At 69.3% G+C, this 14595-nt stretch carries 14 protein-coding genes; 9 read left to right on the plus strand and 5 right to left on the minus strand.

What is annotated here, in order from left to right; genetic code table 11:
• Nucleotides 1-122 precede the first annotated feature (122 nt).
• The 5 genes from ACS5RC_RS11795 to ACS5RC_RS11815 all read left to right on the plus strand — a co-directional run bounded on the left by ACS5RC_RS11795 (nt 123) and on the right by ACS5RC_RS11815 (nt 5443).
• Nucleotides 123-614 carry a MarR family winged helix-turn-helix transcriptional regulator gene (locus ACS5RC_RS11795; protein ID WP_478344052.1) on the plus strand — a complete coding sequence of 164 codons (492 nt, stop codon included), beginning with the start codon at nt 123-125 and terminating at the stop codon, nt 612-614.
• On the plus strand, nt 611-2650 hold the full coding sequence (locus tag ACS5RC_RS11800) for an FUSC family protein (RefSeq protein WP_478344053.1): 2040 nt from the start codon (nt 611-613) through the stop codon (nt 2648-2650). The genes ACS5RC_RS11795 and ACS5RC_RS11800 overlap by 4 nt, the downstream gene beginning before the upstream one ends.
• Nucleotides 2647-2856: a DUF1656 domain-containing protein gene (locus ACS5RC_RS11805; protein WP_478344054.1), complete on the plus strand. Its 210-nt coding sequence runs from the start codon at nt 2647-2649 to the stop codon at nt 2854-2856. Before ACS5RC_RS11800 ends, ACS5RC_RS11805 begins: the two co-directional genes overlap by 4 nt.
• 56 nt (nt 2857-2912) lie before the next feature.
• Nucleotides 2913-3836, plus strand: coding sequence for an efflux RND transporter periplasmic adaptor subunit (locus ACS5RC_RS11810; protein WP_478344055.1), 924 nt, complete (start codon nt 2913-2915; stop codon nt 3834-3836).
• Between the two features lie 215 nt (nt 3837-4051).
• Complete coding sequence (locus tag ACS5RC_RS11815; RefSeq protein ID WP_478344056.1) at nt 4052-5443, plus strand: L-serine ammonia-lyase; 1392 nt, start codon at nt 4052-4054, stop codon at nt 5441-5443.
• 148 nt (nt 5444-5591) lie between these two features.
• Here the strand turns inward: ACS5RC_RS11815 and ACS5RC_RS11820 are convergent, their stop codons facing one another.
• The 5 genes from ACS5RC_RS11820 to ACS5RC_RS11840 all read right to left on the minus strand — a co-directional run bounded on the left by ACS5RC_RS11820 (nt 5592) and on the right by ACS5RC_RS11840 (nt 10429).
• Complete coding sequence (locus tag ACS5RC_RS11820) at nt 5592-6311, minus strand: glutathione S-transferase (RefSeq protein ID WP_478344057.1); 720 nt, start codon at nt 6309-6311, stop codon at nt 5592-5594.
• Between the two features lie 151 nt (nt 6312-6462).
• Nucleotides 6463-6885 carry a hypothetical protein gene (locus ACS5RC_RS11825; RefSeq protein ID WP_478344058.1) on the minus strand — a complete coding sequence of 141 codons (423 nt, stop codon included), beginning with the start codon at nt 6883-6885 and terminating at the stop codon, nt 6463-6465.
• Between the two features lie 183 nt (nt 6886-7068).
• Nucleotides 7069-7455 carry a hypothetical protein gene (locus ACS5RC_RS11830; RefSeq protein ID WP_478344059.1) on the minus strand — a complete coding sequence of 129 codons (387 nt, stop codon included), beginning with the start codon at nt 7453-7455 and terminating at the stop codon, nt 7069-7071.
• Nucleotides 7456-7634: 179 nt separating this feature from the next.
• Complete coding sequence (locus ACS5RC_RS11835) at nt 7635-9506, minus strand: methylmalonyl-CoA mutase family protein (RefSeq protein ID WP_478344060.1); 1872 nt, start codon at nt 9504-9506, stop codon at nt 7635-7637.
• A gap of 119 nt (nt 9507-9625) precedes the next feature.
• Nucleotides 9626-10429: an undecaprenyl-diphosphate phosphatase gene (locus ACS5RC_RS11840; protein WP_478344348.1), complete on the minus strand. Its 804-nt coding sequence runs from the start codon at nt 10427-10429 to the stop codon at nt 9626-9628.
• A 222-nt stretch (nt 10430-10651) separates the two neighbouring features.
• Between ACS5RC_RS11840 and ACS5RC_RS11845 the strand changes: the two genes are divergently transcribed.
• The 4 genes from ACS5RC_RS11845 (at nt 10652) to ACS5RC_RS11860 (ending at nt 14523) form a co-directional block, all read left to right on the plus strand.
• On the plus strand, nt 10652-11344 hold the full coding sequence (locus ACS5RC_RS11845; protein WP_478344061.1) for a glutathione S-transferase family protein: 693 nt from the start codon (nt 10652-10654) through the stop codon (nt 11342-11344).
• A gap of 169 nt (nt 11345-11513) precedes the next feature.
• Nucleotides 11514-12659: a tRNA epoxyqueuosine(34) reductase QueG gene (gene queG, locus ACS5RC_RS11850; protein WP_478344349.1), complete on the plus strand. Its 1146-nt coding sequence runs from the start codon at nt 11514-11516 to the stop codon at nt 12657-12659.
• The gene (locus tag ACS5RC_RS11855) at nt 12656-13519 is read left to right on the plus strand and encodes an SDR family oxidoreductase (RefSeq protein ID WP_478344062.1); all 864 of its coding nucleotides are present in this window, start codon (nt 12656-12658) and stop codon (nt 13517-13519) included. The genes queG and ACS5RC_RS11855 overlap by 4 nt, the downstream gene beginning before the upstream one ends.
• A gap of 188 nt (nt 13520-13707) precedes the next feature.
• On the plus strand, nt 13708-14523 hold the full coding sequence (locus ACS5RC_RS11860) for a hypothetical protein (RefSeq protein ID WP_478344063.1): 816 nt from the start codon (nt 13708-13710) through the stop codon (nt 14521-14523).
• The last annotated feature ends 72 nt before the right edge of the window (nt 14524-14595 follow it).

Below are 14595 nucleotides of genomic sequence, written 5' to 3' on the forward strand. Positions count from 1 at the left end.
TGGAATATATCGCCGCTCGGTCGGGGAAACCACCGATGGCTTGTCAGATCGCAGCCTTATAGATAGTGTGCTATCGTTAGGGATGGCCGGGAGACCGCCGGGTCCGCCCACGGGACAGTCGAATGGCCGCCCACGACCTGAGCCGTTTGCGCTTGGCCTATACCCACATGCTCCTGCTGACGGGACGCCAGTGGCGGCGTCTCGCCGATGAGACGACGGGGGCTCACGGGATCTCCGAGGCGAAGGCACTTCCCCTGGTGCTGATCGGTCGGATGGGCGGGGAGCCCCGGCAGAACGCCCTCGCCGAGGCGCTCGGCATCGAGGGCCCCTCGCTCGTTCGGCTTCTGGACCAACTCTGCGCGGCGGGACTGGTCTTGCGTCGGGAAGACGCGACCGACAGGCGCGCCAAGGTGCTTAGCCTCACCGCGGCAGGCGTTGCCGTTGTGGCGGCCATCGAGGACGATCTCACGCGTTTGCGTGAAATGGTATTCGCTACCGTGGACGCGGCGGATCTCGAGGCAGGCCTGCGGGTGTTTCGCGCGGTGCAGGACCACGCGCGGGCAACCTCGATGGTCGATACGGCCGAGGCACCGTCCCTGGAGCGCGCGCGATGACGCTTCCGAGCTGGCGCGACTGGGCTTTCGCGCTGAAGACGTTCGCGGCCGCGATGCTGGCGCTGTTCTTGGCGCTCTGGATCGATCTGCCGCGCCCGTACTGGGCCGTCGGGACCGTCTACATCACCAGCCAAGTGCTGGCCGGGGCAACGCGCTCGAAGGCGGTGTATCGGGTTTGCGGCACGGTGATCGGTGCGGTGGTGAGCGTCATCCTGGTGCCGAACCTCGCGACCTCGCCCGAGCTTTTGAGCCTCGCCATCGCCGTCTGGGTCGCGCTCTGCCTGTATTTTTCCCTGCTCGACCGGACGCCGCGCAGCTACCTGATGATGCTCGGCGGCTACACCGCGGCTCTCGTCGGCTTCCCGTCCGTCGGCGACCCCGGGGCGATCTTCGACACGGCCGTCGCCCGTGCCGAAGAGATCACGCTGGGCATCCTCTGCGCCAGCCTGATGTCGTCGATTGTCCTGCCGCAATCCGTCGTCCCGACGCTGACCGGCAGGCTCGACGCGTGGTTGCTGGATGCTCGCGGCTGGGTCACCGACGTGCTCGGCGGCGCGCGGACGACCGGGGACACCCAAGCCAAGCGCCTGCGCCTCGCCTCGGACGCCGTGGCCTTCGACGCTCTGGCGACGCCGCTGCGCTACGACATGACGGGTGCCGAACGCTCGGCCGAAGCGATGGCGACGCTGCGCCAGCACATGCTGATGTTCCTGCCGATCGTGTCGGCGCTCTCCGACCGGATCGAGACGCTGGAACGGGTCCGGACCCTTCCGCAGCCTCTGCGCAGACTTCTCGATGCAGTGGCCGCCTGGCTCGCCTCCGGCACCACCGAGCCTGTCGCGGCCGCGCATCTGCGGGCGACCACCGAGGATCTGGAACCTGACCTCGACACGCGACCCACCTGGGACGACCTCATCCTCGCGAGCCTCCTGGCGCGCCTGCGTGACTTCATTGACCTGCGCCAGGATGTGCGGCTGCTACAGCGGCATATCGCCGAAGGTACGCCGGTGACCGAGGATCTCGCGTTCCGCTACACGGCAACGGCGCGCACGATCCGCCATCGCGACCACGGCATGGCTCTCCTGTCTGCGCTCGGCGTGTTCTTCTCGATCCTGCTGACCAGCGCGATCTGGATCGCGACCGGATGGCCGGACGGAGCGGGCGCCCCCATGATGGCCGCGGTCGGCTGCTGCTTCTTCGCCACGCAGGACGACCCCGCACCCTTCATCCTGAACTTCGCGAATTCAGCCATCGTCGGTGCGATCGGGGCGGGTGCTTATCTGTTCGCGATCCTGCCCCTCGCGACGAGCTTCGAGATGCTGGCGCTCGCACTCGCACCGGCCCTGATCCTCTGCGGCGTGCTCATGACCCGGCCGAGGACGGCTCCCATAGCGATGGGCGCGGCCGTGAACGGTTCGACCCTGATCGCGCTTCAGAGCAGCTACACCGGGGACTTCGCGGCCTTCACCAACTCGGCCGTCGCGGTCATCCTCGGAATGTGGGTGGCAGCCATCGTCACCCGGCTCGTCCGCTCGGTCGGGGCCAGTTGGTCGGCGCGGCGCCTGCGTCGGGTGAACCGGCGCGGCCTCGCGTCGGCAGCCGAGCGACGCGGAGCGCAGAACGGACTCGAACTCGCGGCCCTGATGCTCGACCGAGTCGGCCTGATCGCACCGCGTCTGTCAGCGATTCCAGCGGACGATGCGGAATGGACCGCCGACCTCCTCGCGGAGGTCCGCGTCGGTATCAATGTCGTGGAACTGCGCCGCGACCGCGGACGCCTTCCCGCTCAGGCGCGGCTGTCAGTCGAGCGTCTTCTCAGCGATCTGGCGCGCCATTTCCGCGCCGATGAGACAGCAGCACCGGCAAGTCTGCTCGATGCCATCGATGCGGCGCTCGATGCGGTCTCTCAGGAGGTCCACCAAGCGGCTGGCCGCGCCGCGCTCATGGGCCTCGTCGGCATCCGGCGCGGCCTGTTCTCCGATGCAGCGCCTTACCGCTCGACCTCTCCGACCACGAAGCCGGGGCTCGCGGCATGAGCGGAGAATTCGATCTCTACGGCATCTTCGTGCCCGCGCTCGCGGCCTGGATGCTGGTCGCGTTCCTGCTCAGCCTGCTAGTCCGCCGGGTCCTGGCCCGAAGCGGTTTCTACCGCTTGGTCTGGCACAGACCCCTCTTCGACCTCGCCCTCTACGTGGCGCTTCTCGGACTCGTCGTCGCGATCGGGGTGCCGCTCACCGGGTGAGAGGATAAGTCCAATCCCGCACCCGCTCCCACCGTTGCAATCCCCGGCCCCACGCGATGAAACGGATTCTCACACTCACACTGCGCGTCCTCGTCACCCTCGGGATGGTCGCCCTCGCGGCCGTCGTCGGACTGGCGCTGTGGAATTATTACATGGAGGCACCCTGGACACGGGACGGACGCGTGCGCGCCGACGTCGTCGCGGTGGCTCCAGATGTCTCGGGCCTCGTCACAGCAGTCCTCGTCACGGACAACCAAGTGGTCAAACGCGGTGACGTGCTGTTCCACATCGACCCCGACCGCTTCACCCTCGCGCTCCGCCAGGCCGAGGCGATGGTGGAGGGCAAGCGGGCCAGTGCCGAGCAAGCCACAGCCGACTACCAGCGCTACGCGAAGCTCAGCGACGCCGCCGTGTCCCAACAGCGCCTGGAGGCCGCGCGCGCGGCCGATCTGGAGGCCAAGGCGGCCTACGATCAGGCCACCGCCGACCGCGACCTCGCCAAGCTCAATTTCGAACGCTCCACCGTGACAGCTTCTGTCAACGGCCGGATCACGAACATGGAACTCAGACCGGGCACGTACGTCACCACCGGCCGCGGCGTGATGGCCCTGATCGACAGCGATACGCTGCGCGTCGAGGGCTATTTCGAGGAAACGAAGCTGCCGCGGATCCGGGTTGGCGACAAGGCCCGCGTTCGGTTGATGGGCGAGGCGGCGATGCTCACCGGTCACGTCGAAAGCTTCGCGGGCGGCATCGAGGATCGCGAGCGCACTGCGGGCTCGAACCTGCTCGCCAGCGTCAATCCGACCTTCGCCTGGGTCCGCCTCGCCCAGCGGGTGCCCGTCCGGATCGCCCTCGATCAGGCACCCGCGGGCGTGCGGCTGGTGTCCGGCCGGACCGCGACGGTGGCCGTCGAGCCGGACGGCAAGCCGCCGCGATTCGACTGGCTTGGATTCTGGCGCGCCGCGCCCGAACGTTGAAACGGACGATCGGCGGCACGGCGAAGCGAGGTGGCGCATTTCTTCCATGGCCTGAGGACCATCGGCAAAGCCCGCTCCCGCTTCGGTGATCGCGCCGTCTAGGACGTGACGGAGACGCGACCCATAGCGATTGGGGAGCCGAACGCTTTTATCTCGGAGTGGCGGCCGGACCTGTTCCATGATCGGCTGCACCGGTATCGCAGCGGGCAGTTCTGATGTTCCTGAGCGTGTTCGACGTGTTTAAGCCGGGCATCGGTCCATCGTCATCGCACACGATGGGGCCGATGACGGCTGCGGCCGACTTCCTCGACCTTCTGCGGGTGAGCAAGGCGAAGGACGCGGCTGCCGCGATCCGGGTGAGCCTGCACGGCTCGCTCGCCTTCACCGGACGCGGGCACGCGACCGACCGGGCGGTGGCCCTCGGCCTTCTCGGCTTCCGGCCGGCCACGATCGATATGGAAGCAGCGGAACGCGCGCTGGAGGCGCTGCGCGCAAGTAAGCGCCTTTCCCCCGCCGGGCTGCCGGACCTCTCCTTCGATCCGCTCACGGCGATCGTCTTCGATTTCGGGCCCGCTTTGTCCGGCCACGCGAACGGGCTGGTGATCACGGCACACGACGCGGAGCGCGGGCTGATCTTGTCGGAGACCTATTACTCGATCGGCGGCGGCTTCGTCGTTACCGCGGCGCAACGCGACGCCGACGTCCCGCCTCCGTCCGCCGCCGCAGATCCAAGGCTCTGGCCATACCCGTTCGACACCTCGGCGGCCATGCTCCGGATGGCCCGCGACAGCGGGCTCTCGATCGCGGCGATGAAGCGCGCCAATGAAGCGGTCGGCCGTTCCGAAGCGGAAGTGGATGCGGGAATCGCGCATATTTGGGAGGTCATGAACGGCTGCATCGAACGCGGGCTCTCGCGGGACGGCGAGTTGCCCGGCGGCCTGCGCGTCAAACGGCGGGCCAAGCGGATCCGAGACCAGCTCGAACGCGAGCGCGGATCGAATGCAGCGCAGCCCCACGTCATGACCGACTGGCTCAGCGTCTACGCGATGGCGGTCAATGAGGAGAATGCGGCGGGCGGCCAAGTGGTGACCGCACCGACCAATGGGGCGGCCGGCGTCATCCCGGCCGTGATCCGCTACTACACCGACCACTGCGTGGGTGCTGACCCAGCACGCATCCCGGATTTTCTACTCACGGCGGCTGCGATCGGCGGACTGATCAAGCACAACGCCTCGATCTCCGGAGCCGAGGCCGGTTGCCAGGGGGAAGTCGGCTCGGCCAGCGCGATGGCGGCGGCCGGTCTCTGCGCGGTTTTGAGCGGAACGCCTGCTCAGATCGAGAACGCGGCCGAGATTGCACTCGAGCACCATCTCGGGATGACTTGCGATCCTGTGGCAGGATTGGTTCAGGTGCCCTGCATCGAGCGTAACGGCATTGGGGCCACCAAGGCGGTCGCGGCCGCCTCTCTCGCCCTGCGCGGCGACGGCTCGCATTTCATGCCGCTCGACAATTGCATCGCGGCGATGCGACAGACCGGCGAGGAAATGAGCGCCAAATACAAAGAGACGAGTCTTGCCGGTCTTGCTGTAAATCTTCCGGAATGCTGAGCGCATCTACGCGCACGAACGTTAAAACGCCATCTCACAACAGAAGCGCGCGTCTCTTGTACCGGAGTGGAAGGCGGCCACGCGCCCGATAGTCTATCCTGACATGCGTGCCAAGTTTCTGCTCAGGACCACAGGATCGGGAGCGCTTCTAACCATCCAACTCCGGGTAGCGGCGGAATATGCCCTGCTCATTGAACGGGACGCAGCGCTCGCTCGCAAGGTAAGCGGCGATCCGAGGACGTTCGCGAATAGCGTGGTGTAACGCAGCCACCCGGGGAGCTGTCTGCAACGCCGCGGCCATCGCTTTCGGGAAAGCATAGAGCAGTCCATCCACGAGCTGGAAGAGCGAGAGATCGGCATAGCTCAAGCGATCGCCGACGAGAAAGCCATCGCTTCGCGCGAGCACGTGCTCGAACCACGCGAGGAATTCAGGTAGGCGCTCGCGGCGAAAATTGGCTGCACGGCGGGCAGCCTCCGGCATCTGCTCCTCGTAGGCGAGGGCGATTGCGATCGGGTGGTGGGTGTCGTGCACCTCCGCCACCACGTCCGCGAGGGTCAGTTGGATCTGATGGGTCCAGAGCCTGTCTGCCGGATCCTCGGCGACGAGGCCGAGCTTCGGTCCGAGGTGCAGCAGGATCGCGGCGGTCTGCCCGATGAGCAGATCGCCGTCGCGAAGGAACGGGCAGGCGAATGGTGGACGCGATCGGTTAGGATCCTCAAGGATCCGCATCATCCCGGCCAGCCCTTCGCCATCCTGCTCCGAGCCGCGGGCGATGTCGCGATAAGGCGCTCCGGCCTCCTCGAGCGCGAGTCGGATAAACTCGCCGCGCCCCTGAATAGTCGGCCAGTAATGAAGCTCGTAGGCCATGTCCCGTAGCCCTCACAATCCTGAAGGAAGAGGGCGGTCTCCGAGTCTCTGTCCGAGCGCTGCCGATCCCGAAACCACTCGGGATCTTGCGCAGCTGCAGAGATCACCCGTGGGGTCTGCCCAAGGATATCGCGCTGCGCTGTCGATCGTCTCAGTTGCCTGGCGCGTCCTCGGGGGCCGCCTTGTCGACCGGCGGCTCGGCGCTGGCCAGGGCCTTCCGCTCCAGCAGCGGTTGCAGGCGAGCGGCGAGTTGCTGGTCGAGGTGCTTGGCGTAGGCGCCCTTGAAGTAGCGCTCTCCGCTGCCCGCGCCGCGAATCCGGTCGTAGGCGATCACCATCGCGTCAACTTCGGGACGGCAAAGGAAGCCGATCACCCCGGCAGCCTGGAACCAGCGACCGGCTCGGGCATGATTCATCGCCCCCGGATTGGCCATCACGGTCTCGGCGAAGCAATCGGTCGCTGCCTGGCGCAGCGGAGCCAGCGTCGCCTCGGCGTCGGAATTGCCACGCGGTCGCGCCTGGGCGGCGGACATGAGGGCGAGAAGGACGAAGGATCCGAGAAGCGCGGTCTTCATGCGGGGCCTCGAACAGGCAGCTGACGACCTGAGTATTCCCTGCCGATTGCGACCGGAACAGGGCCTCGCCGCGGCGAGGCGGCGATCCCTGTCTTTCGCCTGCGCGGTGTCTCCTGCCGGGCACAGGTCAGGAGTTCACCGGTGCTCGCTTCGCTGGATTTCTAGGCGCTCTCGGCGAAGGCCTCAGCTGCGCCGCTCGGCGTTCCATCGCCCACGGCACTGGCTGCCGCCGCTCGCCGTCCAGGTGCCGTTGCCATAGCCTTCCCGCGCCAGACGTCCCACCACGTTGGCACTGCCGAGGCTGTTCGAGATGGTCGCGCGCACCGCACCGTTCGAGGCGACACGGCCACTGACCTGGAAATCACCGCCCGGATAGCTTGCCTCCCCCCGGTCGATGCGAACGCCATAACGGTAGGCCCGGTCGCAGGATCCGGACTCGGTTATGACCTCGATGCTCCAGTTGCCATCGAATCGGTTCGGCACCGGAGCCTTCCTCCGGGCCGCATCGGCGCTGCCGATCCCGGCCACGACCAGCGTCAGTGAGACAGCAGCGAGGGCGAAGACCTTCATGTTCGGCATTTCCGTCACGCTGGCGCGCGCCTCACGGATGGGAACGCCGTCTGGCGTGAGGACGCTCGGGGAAGGAGCAGGGCAACCGTGAGCGTTGCCGGCCAGCCGACTTGCAGCGCCCACGGTCGTGCCGGAAACTCGTCAAGGCGAGTTCGGTTGCGGCGCACGCAGCCGGCGCGTCAACCTTTCACAACGCGCCGCAGGGCCTCGTTGAGAAGCGCGAGCAGATCGCCGCCCGCGGACAGGAAGCCGTGGACCCCCGCCTCGCGAAGCGCGGGCTCGTCCGAGGAGGATCGACCAGCGAGGTAGATCGTTCCGGCGCCGGCGGCCTTCAGGGCCCGCGCTGCAGCCACGGCACGCTCGGCGTAGATCGCATCGGAGGAGCAAAGGCAGACAAGGTTGGCACCCGACTCCCGAAATGCATGAGCTAGGGCCACGTCGTCGCCAAACCCGTCATTCCCGAGCGCCGTGATACCGCCGGCCGCGAAGGCGTTGGCCGCGAAGGTCGCACGCGTGTTGAAGGCTGAGATTGGCCCGAGATTGGCCAGAAAAATCGCTGGCCGCGTCCCGGACTTCTTGAGGACCGCGTCGGAGGCGTCGCGCAATGCCTCGAAGGGTTCTGCGAGACGGTGACTCGGCAACGCATCGCAGGCCACGGCGAAACCTGTACCGAAGTTCGAGCCGGTCTCCGACACGCGCGCCGCGACATCGAGCACAGCCACCGGCTTCTCGGCGAGAAACGGAAACTCGGTCGCCCCGGTGAGGGCATGCCGGCGGGTGGCTACGTTCATCGCCCGTGCCTCCCGCAGCACCTCGATGCGCCGCTGCAGCTTGCCGATGCTGAGGCTCGCCACGATGCCGCCCTCCCGCTCAATCTGCTGGAACGACTCCCAAGCCTTCTCGGTGAGTTGCGCCGTGAGGCTCTCGAAGCCGCCGGCGCCGGCCGCCGGATCGGCGACCCGGGCGAGCCCCGATTCCTCCAACAGAACGATCTGGCTGTTGCGGGCGACCCGGCGGGCGAAGGCGTCGGGCAACCCCAGAGCCTGGGTGTAGGGCAGGACAGTCACAGCGTCCGCGCCGCCCAGGCCCGCCGCGCTCGCCGCCATCGCGGTGCGGAGGATGTTCACGAAGGGGTCGCGGCGAGTCATCATCCGCCACGCGGTCTCGGCGTGCAGGCGCAAGGGCTTAGGTGGGAGACCACAGGCCTGCTCCACGCGCGCCCATAGCCGGCGCATCGCGCGGAACTTCGCGACGCCGAGGAACTCGTCCGCGTCGGCGGCGAGGAGCACGCCGATCGCGTCGCGCGCGCGGTCGAGGTCGATGCCCTCGGCCTCCAGCGCGCGCAGATACGTCACCGCGGTGGCGAGCACGGCGGCGAGCTCGTCGACCTCGCCCGCCCCGCCCTCGTGATAGGGGCGCCCGTCGGCGAGCAGCGCGCGGCCGCGGAAGCCGAGGGCGTCGAAGGTGCGCACGGTCGCCCCGAGCTTCGGCGCGATCTCGGCCCAGACCGCTCCGAGATTGCCGCTCGCCGCCAGCTTGCCGACCGGATCGATGCCCAGATCGATGTCGCAGGCGGCCAGGTCCTCGCCGCGCCGGGCCGCGAGGTCGCGCAGCAGCTCCGCCGCCTCCAGGGCGAGCCCGCCCGCATCGAGGCGCAGGCCGATCAGCGGCAGCATCACCCCCGAGAGCGCGGTCTCGAGCGCGTCGACGCCGCCGCCGACCGGAAGGCCGAAGCCCCGCGCGGCGGGCGCCCCGGCGAAGACGAGGGTGAGCGCGTCGGCCCCGCCCTCGAGGTCCGTCAGCGCCTGGCGCCCGGCCCAGGCCGGATCCGGATGGTCGACCCGCTGAGAGACCCGCCAGGGACCGGGCGCCCGCATCGGCTGCGGCGCCGGCTCGGCCGGGTCGTAGAGCGGCTCGATCCGCAGGCCGTCGGCCGTGCGCGAGACCAGCCGCTTCTCGAAATCGGCCCCCTTCAGGACGCCCTCGACGAGGCCGAGCCAGCGCTCGCGCGTCGCGGGCTCGAAGAGGTCGGCGAGCGGTCTGTCTTCCATCGCGAAGGCCCAGTGCGTCTCACGGCAGGCGGCGCGGCGGCCCCCTGACAGGGCCGCCGCTTCGTCACCTGCCCTCGCACGCCGCGCCGAGCGTGGCAATCCGCCGAGGGGCGGGGGTCTCAGCCGAGGATGATCAGGCCGATGAAGCCCAGCGAGCCGACGATGATGCGCCACCACGCGAAGAGCCAGAAGCCGTGGCGGGAGACGTAGTCGAGCACCGTGCGGACCACGATCAGCGCGGAGATGAAGGCCACCACGAAGCCGATCACGATCAGCCCGACGTCGTCGGCCCGCAGGTTCTTGTAATTGTCGAGCAGGTCCTTGGCGAAGGCGCCGGCCATGGTCGGCATCGCGAGGTAGAACGAGAATTCGGTGGCCGAGCGCTTGTCAGCGCCCATCAGCATCGCGCCCACGATGGTGGCGCCCGAGCGCGAGACGCCCGGGATCATCGCCAGGCACTGGAAGATGCCGATCTTGAAGTCCATCGGCAGGGAGAAGTCGTAGACGTCGTGCTTGCGCGTATCGAGGTCGGTGTCGTCGATCACCAGCAGCACGAGGCCGCCGGCCACCAGGGTGGCGCAGACGATCCAGGGGTTGAACAGGTAGGCCTTGATCATCTTCGAGAAGATGCCACCGATGATCGCCGCGGGCAGGAAGGCCACCAGGATGCCGAGCACGAAGCGGCGGGCCTTGGGGTCGTTCGGCAGCGCCAGGGCGATGCCGAGCAGCCGGCGGAAATACACCGCGAGGATGGCCAGGATCGCGCCGAGCTGGATCAGGACCTCGAAGGTGTTGTTGGGCGAGTGGAACCCGATGAAATGCCCGACCAGGAGCTGATGCCCCGTAGACGAGACCGGGATGAATTCCGTGGCGCCCTCGACGACCGCGAGCACAACGGCCTTCGCGATGCTCATCGCATCCATCATCTGATCGCCTCGACTGTGGTGAGCGAGCCGTGCACGCTCCGAATGCGGCGCACCATGGCGCGCGCAACGTGGCTCGATTAGGGTTGACGGGCAGTTACCGGAGCCGTTCCGCCGTGTTAAGGGGGCGGCAACGTTCGAGCCATATCCCTCATCCGGCCCGGTCCCGCAAAACCAGCGCGGTGCGTCCCACCGGCACTCCGCCCGTTCACCACGGCCTCGATGGCGACGCTCTATCACTTTCCGTTCTGTGCCAATTCCCGCTTCATCCGCCTCGTCCTCGCCGAGATGGGCATGGAGCCCGTCCTGTACGAGGAACGGCCGTGGGAGCGCCGGGACGACTTCCTGCTGATCAACCCGGCGGGCGCCACCCCCGTCCTGGTGGAGCAGAGCGGGCTCGTGGTGCCGGGCGCGGGCATCATCGCGGAATATCTCGACGAGACGCGGGGCCTCGGCCTCTCCGGGCGCCGGATGATGCCCGACACCACGGCCGAGCGCGTCGAGGTGCGGCGCCTCCTCGAATGGTTCCTGGTGAAGTTCGAGCAGGAGGTGACGGGCTACCTCGTCACCGAGAAGATCTCGAAGCGCTTCATGAAGAGCGCGGACGGCGGCGGCCCGCCGGACATGAACGCCATCCGGGCGGCGCGCACCAACGTGCGCTACCACCTCAAATACATCGGCTACCTGATCGCGCGCCGGCGCTGGATCGCGGGCGACCATCTGACCTATGCGGATCTGGCGGCGGCGGCCCATCTCTCCTGCGTCGACTACCTGGGCGACGTGCCCTGGGACGAGGACGAGACCGCGCGGGACTGGTACGCCCGCGTGAAGTCGCGGCCCTCCTTCCGCGGCCTTCTGGCGGACCGCGTCGCCGGCATGGCGCCGGCCTCGCACTACGCGGACCTCGATTTCTGAGAGCCCGTCCGCCCCGGAGGGTTCGGCGTTACAGGACCGGATCCGGGGCACGGCCCTCTCTCCCGCAGGGGCCGTCCGCGCGGGCCCCGGGGCGACCCGGACCACCACGGACGCGAGGCGCGACGGATACAGGCCACTGACCGAGCGACGGATCTACGAAGGGGCGGCGCTGCGACGGCTGGTCGAGGACCGGGCCCGGAGCCTCGGCTTCTGCGCGCTCGCCGTCACCACGCCGGACGCGGTGCCGGCCCTGCCGGAGCGCCTGAGCCTCTGGCTTGCCTCCGGCGCCCAGGGCGGAATGGATTGGATGGTGGAGCGGGCCGATCAGCGCGCGAGCCCGGCGACGCTGTGGCCGGCGGTGCGCAGCATCCTCGTCCTCGCCATGAGCTACCGGCCCGAGACCGATCCGCTCGACCTTCTCGACCGGCGCGATCGCGGCGCGATCGCGGCCTACGCGCAGCGGCGCGATTATCACGAGGTGTTGAAGGGCAAGCTGAAGGAGCTCGGCGGCTACCTCTCGGCCAAGGGCGACGTGCGCGTGAAGGTGTTCGTCGATACCGCGCCCGTGATGGAGAAGCCGCTGGCGGAGGCCGCCGGCCTCGGCTGGCAGGGCAAGCACACGGTGCTGATCGCGCGCGAGCACGGCAACTGGCTGCTCCTCGGGGCGATCTACACCAGCGCCGCGCTCGCGCCGGACGCGCCGGGCCGGGACCATTGCGGCTCCTGCCGCGCCTGCCTCGACGCCTGCCCGACCCGGGCCTTCCCGGCTCCCTACCGGCTCGATGCCCGGCGCTGCATCGCCTACCTGACGATCGAGCATGCCGGGCCGATCGACGAGGAATTCCGGGTGCCGATGGGCAACCGCGTCTTCGGCTGCGACGATTGCCTCGCGGTCTGCCCCTGGAACAAGTTCGCCACGGCCTCGGCGGAGGCGCGCCTCGCGGCGCAGCCCGATCTCTCCGCGCCGCCGCTCGCCGAACTCGCGGAGCTCGACGACGCGGCCTTCCGCCGACGCTTCGCCGGCACGCCGGTCAAGCGCACCGGCCGCGACCGCTTCCTGCGCAACGTGATGATCGCGATCGGCAATGCGGGCGACCCGGCGCTGGCGGAGGCCGCCCGGCGTCGCCTCGCGGACGCGGCGCCGCTGGTGCGGGGCATGGCGGTCTGGGCCCTGGCGCGCTACCTCGACCGCGCGGCGCTCGCCGCCCTGCATGCCCGCCACGGCGCGAGCGAGACCGATCCGCACGTGCGGGCGGAGTGGCAGGCGGCGCTCGGGACGGGACCGGGCGCCGATCCGGAGAGGCTGGAGCCATGAACCTGTTCGTCTTCGGCCTCGGTTTCTCGGCCCGGCGCTTCGTCGAGCGGGAGCGAGCGCTGTTCGCCCGGGTCGTCGCGACGGTGACGGAGCCGGAGCGCGCCAGCGCCATCGCGGCGGAGGGCGACCTCGCCGTTCGCGTGTTCGGACCGGACGGCGCCGACCCGCGCATCGCGGCGGATCTGGCGGACACCGACGCGCTCCTCGTCTCGGTGCCGCCGGACGCCGAGGGCGACCCCGTGTTGCGGCGCTATCGCGAGGCCATCGCGGCGAGCCGGATCGGCTGGATCGGCTATCTCTCGACCATCGGCGTCTACGGCGATCAGGGCGGGGCCTGGATCGACGAGACGATGCCCGCCACGCCGCTGAGCGCCCGCTCGAAGGGCCGGCTCGCGGTGGAGCGGGCGTGGCAGGCGCTCGGTGCCGAGACCGGCAAGGCCGTGCAGGTCTTCCGGCTCTCGGGCATCTACGGGCCCGGGCGCAACCCGATCGTGAAGCTGCGCGAGGGCCGTTCGCAGCGCATCGTCAAGGCCGGCCAGGTCTTCAACCGCATCCACATCGACGACATCGCCCAGACCCTCGCCGCCTCGATCGCCCGCCCGCGGCCGGGCGCAGTCTACAACGTCACCGACGACGAGCCGGCCCCGCCCCAGACCGTCACCGAGTACGCCGCCGCGCTCGCGGGCCTGCCGCTGCCGCCCGAGATCGATTTCGAGACCGCCGACCTCAGCCCGATGGCGCGCAGCTTCTACGGCGAGAACAAGCGGGTGCGGAACCGGCTGATCCGCGAGGAACTCGGCGTCGACCTGGCCTTCCCGACCTACCGGGAGGGCCTGGCGGCGCTCAAGGACGCCGAGTAGGGGCCGGGCCGGCGGGGTACGCCGCCCGGATCGATGCGGATCCGGCATCGCCGCGCCCGCCCCGCGTACCCGACGAGCCCGTGTGAGAAGCCGACGTTCCGGGACGCGGGGTCGCGGACCGTCGATCCCGCACGATGCGGATCCTTAACCATCCGGAGCGACGATCGGCCGGCGAGGGATCCGGGCCGATGCGAAAGAGCGTGCGAACAGCGGTCTGCGGCCTCGTCCTCCAGGGCGCGGCGCTTCTCGGCGTCGGGCCGGCGATGGCCGGCGGGTGCGACGCCAGGGCGATCGATGTCCTCAAGGGCGCATCGCGCAACGGCTACACGGTCTTCCAGCGTGTCGCCGACAAGGCCTTCTTCCGCAGCTGGATCGAGTGCGGCGACACGCAATTCGGCCTGCCGACCGCGGTGCACGAATCCGTGCACCTGCTGACCGGCGAGACCGATGCCTATCCGCTGATCGGGGGCGGCGCGGTCGCGCGTCCGCCGGAGGGCGCGACGCCGATGGCGCCCGGCAGGATCGCGCGCGCCTTCCAGCCGAGCGTCTTCGTGGACACCTACCTGCGCCCGGGCGGCGCGACGGCGGCGACGGATTTCCGCTACCTGCTCGACGAGCTCAACGCCTACACGCACGACCTCGATACCGCGATGGCGCTGGACGGCCTGCGCGACCCGGTCGTCGAATCGGCCCACCGCGACGGTCTCGCGGCACTGATGAGCTTCGTCGCCCTCTACCTGGAGGCCGCGGAGAGCGATGCCGCGACCGCGCGCGGGCTGATGCGCGGCGAGACGCGCATTGCCGTCTCGACGCTCTGGGGCCAGGCGGAGCGGACGATGTCCGCCTCCTGCCGCATCCCGGGGATCGGCAGCGAGGACAAGGGTTTTCTCAGGCGGCTCTGCGCGCCCGGTCCGCAGGCCGCGCTGGAGCGCGTGCTCGGGCGCGCGCCCGTCTGTCCGCGAGCGTGCCTATCCGCCGGGCCCAGGACGGCCAGCCGGGAGTGACGGCCAGTCGGGAGTGACGGTCGGCCGGGAGTGACGGCCGGAGCCGCCGCGTCCCGTCCGGGAGGCCGAACC

Source organism: Methylobacterium sp. HJ2, assembly GCF_056431005.1.

Coding starts and splice junctions, on each gene's coding strand:
- ACS5RC_RS11795 (WP_478344052.1), top strand. CDS start 123: ATGGCCGCCCACGACCTGAGCCGTTTGCGCTTGGCCTATACCCACATG.
- ACS5RC_RS11800 (WP_478344053.1), top strand. CDS start 611: ATGACGCTTCCGAGCTGGCGCGACTGGGCTTTCGCGCTGAAGACGTTC.
- ACS5RC_RS11805 (WP_478344054.1), top strand. CDS start 2,647: ATGAGCGGAGAATTCGATCTCTACGGCATCTTCGTGCCCGCGCTCGCG.
- ACS5RC_RS11810 (WP_478344055.1), top strand. CDS start 2,913: ATGAAACGGATTCTCACACTCACACTGCGCGTCCTCGTCACCCTCGGG.
- ACS5RC_RS11815 (WP_478344056.1), top strand. CDS start 4,052: ATGTTCCTGAGCGTGTTCGACGTGTTTAAGCCGGGCATCGGTCCATCG.
- ACS5RC_RS11820 (WP_478344057.1), bottom strand. CDS start 6,311: ATGGCCTACGAGCTTCATTACTGGCCGACTATTCAGGGGCGCGGCGAG.
- ACS5RC_RS11825 (WP_478344058.1), bottom strand. CDS start 6,885: ATGAAGACCGCGCTTCTCGGATCCTTCGTCCTTCTCGCCCTCATGTCC.
- ACS5RC_RS11830 (WP_478344059.1), bottom strand. CDS start 7,455: ATGAAGGTCTTCGCCCTCGCTGCTGTCTCACTGACGCTGGTCGTGGCC.
- ACS5RC_RS11835 (WP_478344060.1), bottom strand. CDS start 9,506: ATGGAAGACAGACCGCTCGCCGACCTCTTCGAGCCCGCGACGCGCGAG.
- ACS5RC_RS11840 (WP_478344348.1), bottom strand. CDS start 10,429: ATGGATGCGATGAGCATCGCGAAGGCCGTTGTGCTCGCGGTCGTCGAG.
- ACS5RC_RS11845 (WP_478344061.1), top strand. CDS start 10,652: ATGGCGACGCTCTATCACTTTCCGTTCTGTGCCAATTCCCGCTTCATC.
- ACS5RC_RS11855 (WP_478344062.1), top strand. CDS start 12,656: ATGAACCTGTTCGTCTTCGGCCTCGGTTTCTCGGCCCGGCGCTTCGTC.
- ACS5RC_RS11860 (WP_478344063.1), top strand. CDS start 13,708: ATGCGAAAGAGCGTGCGAACAGCGGTCTGCGGCCTCGTCCTCCAGGGC.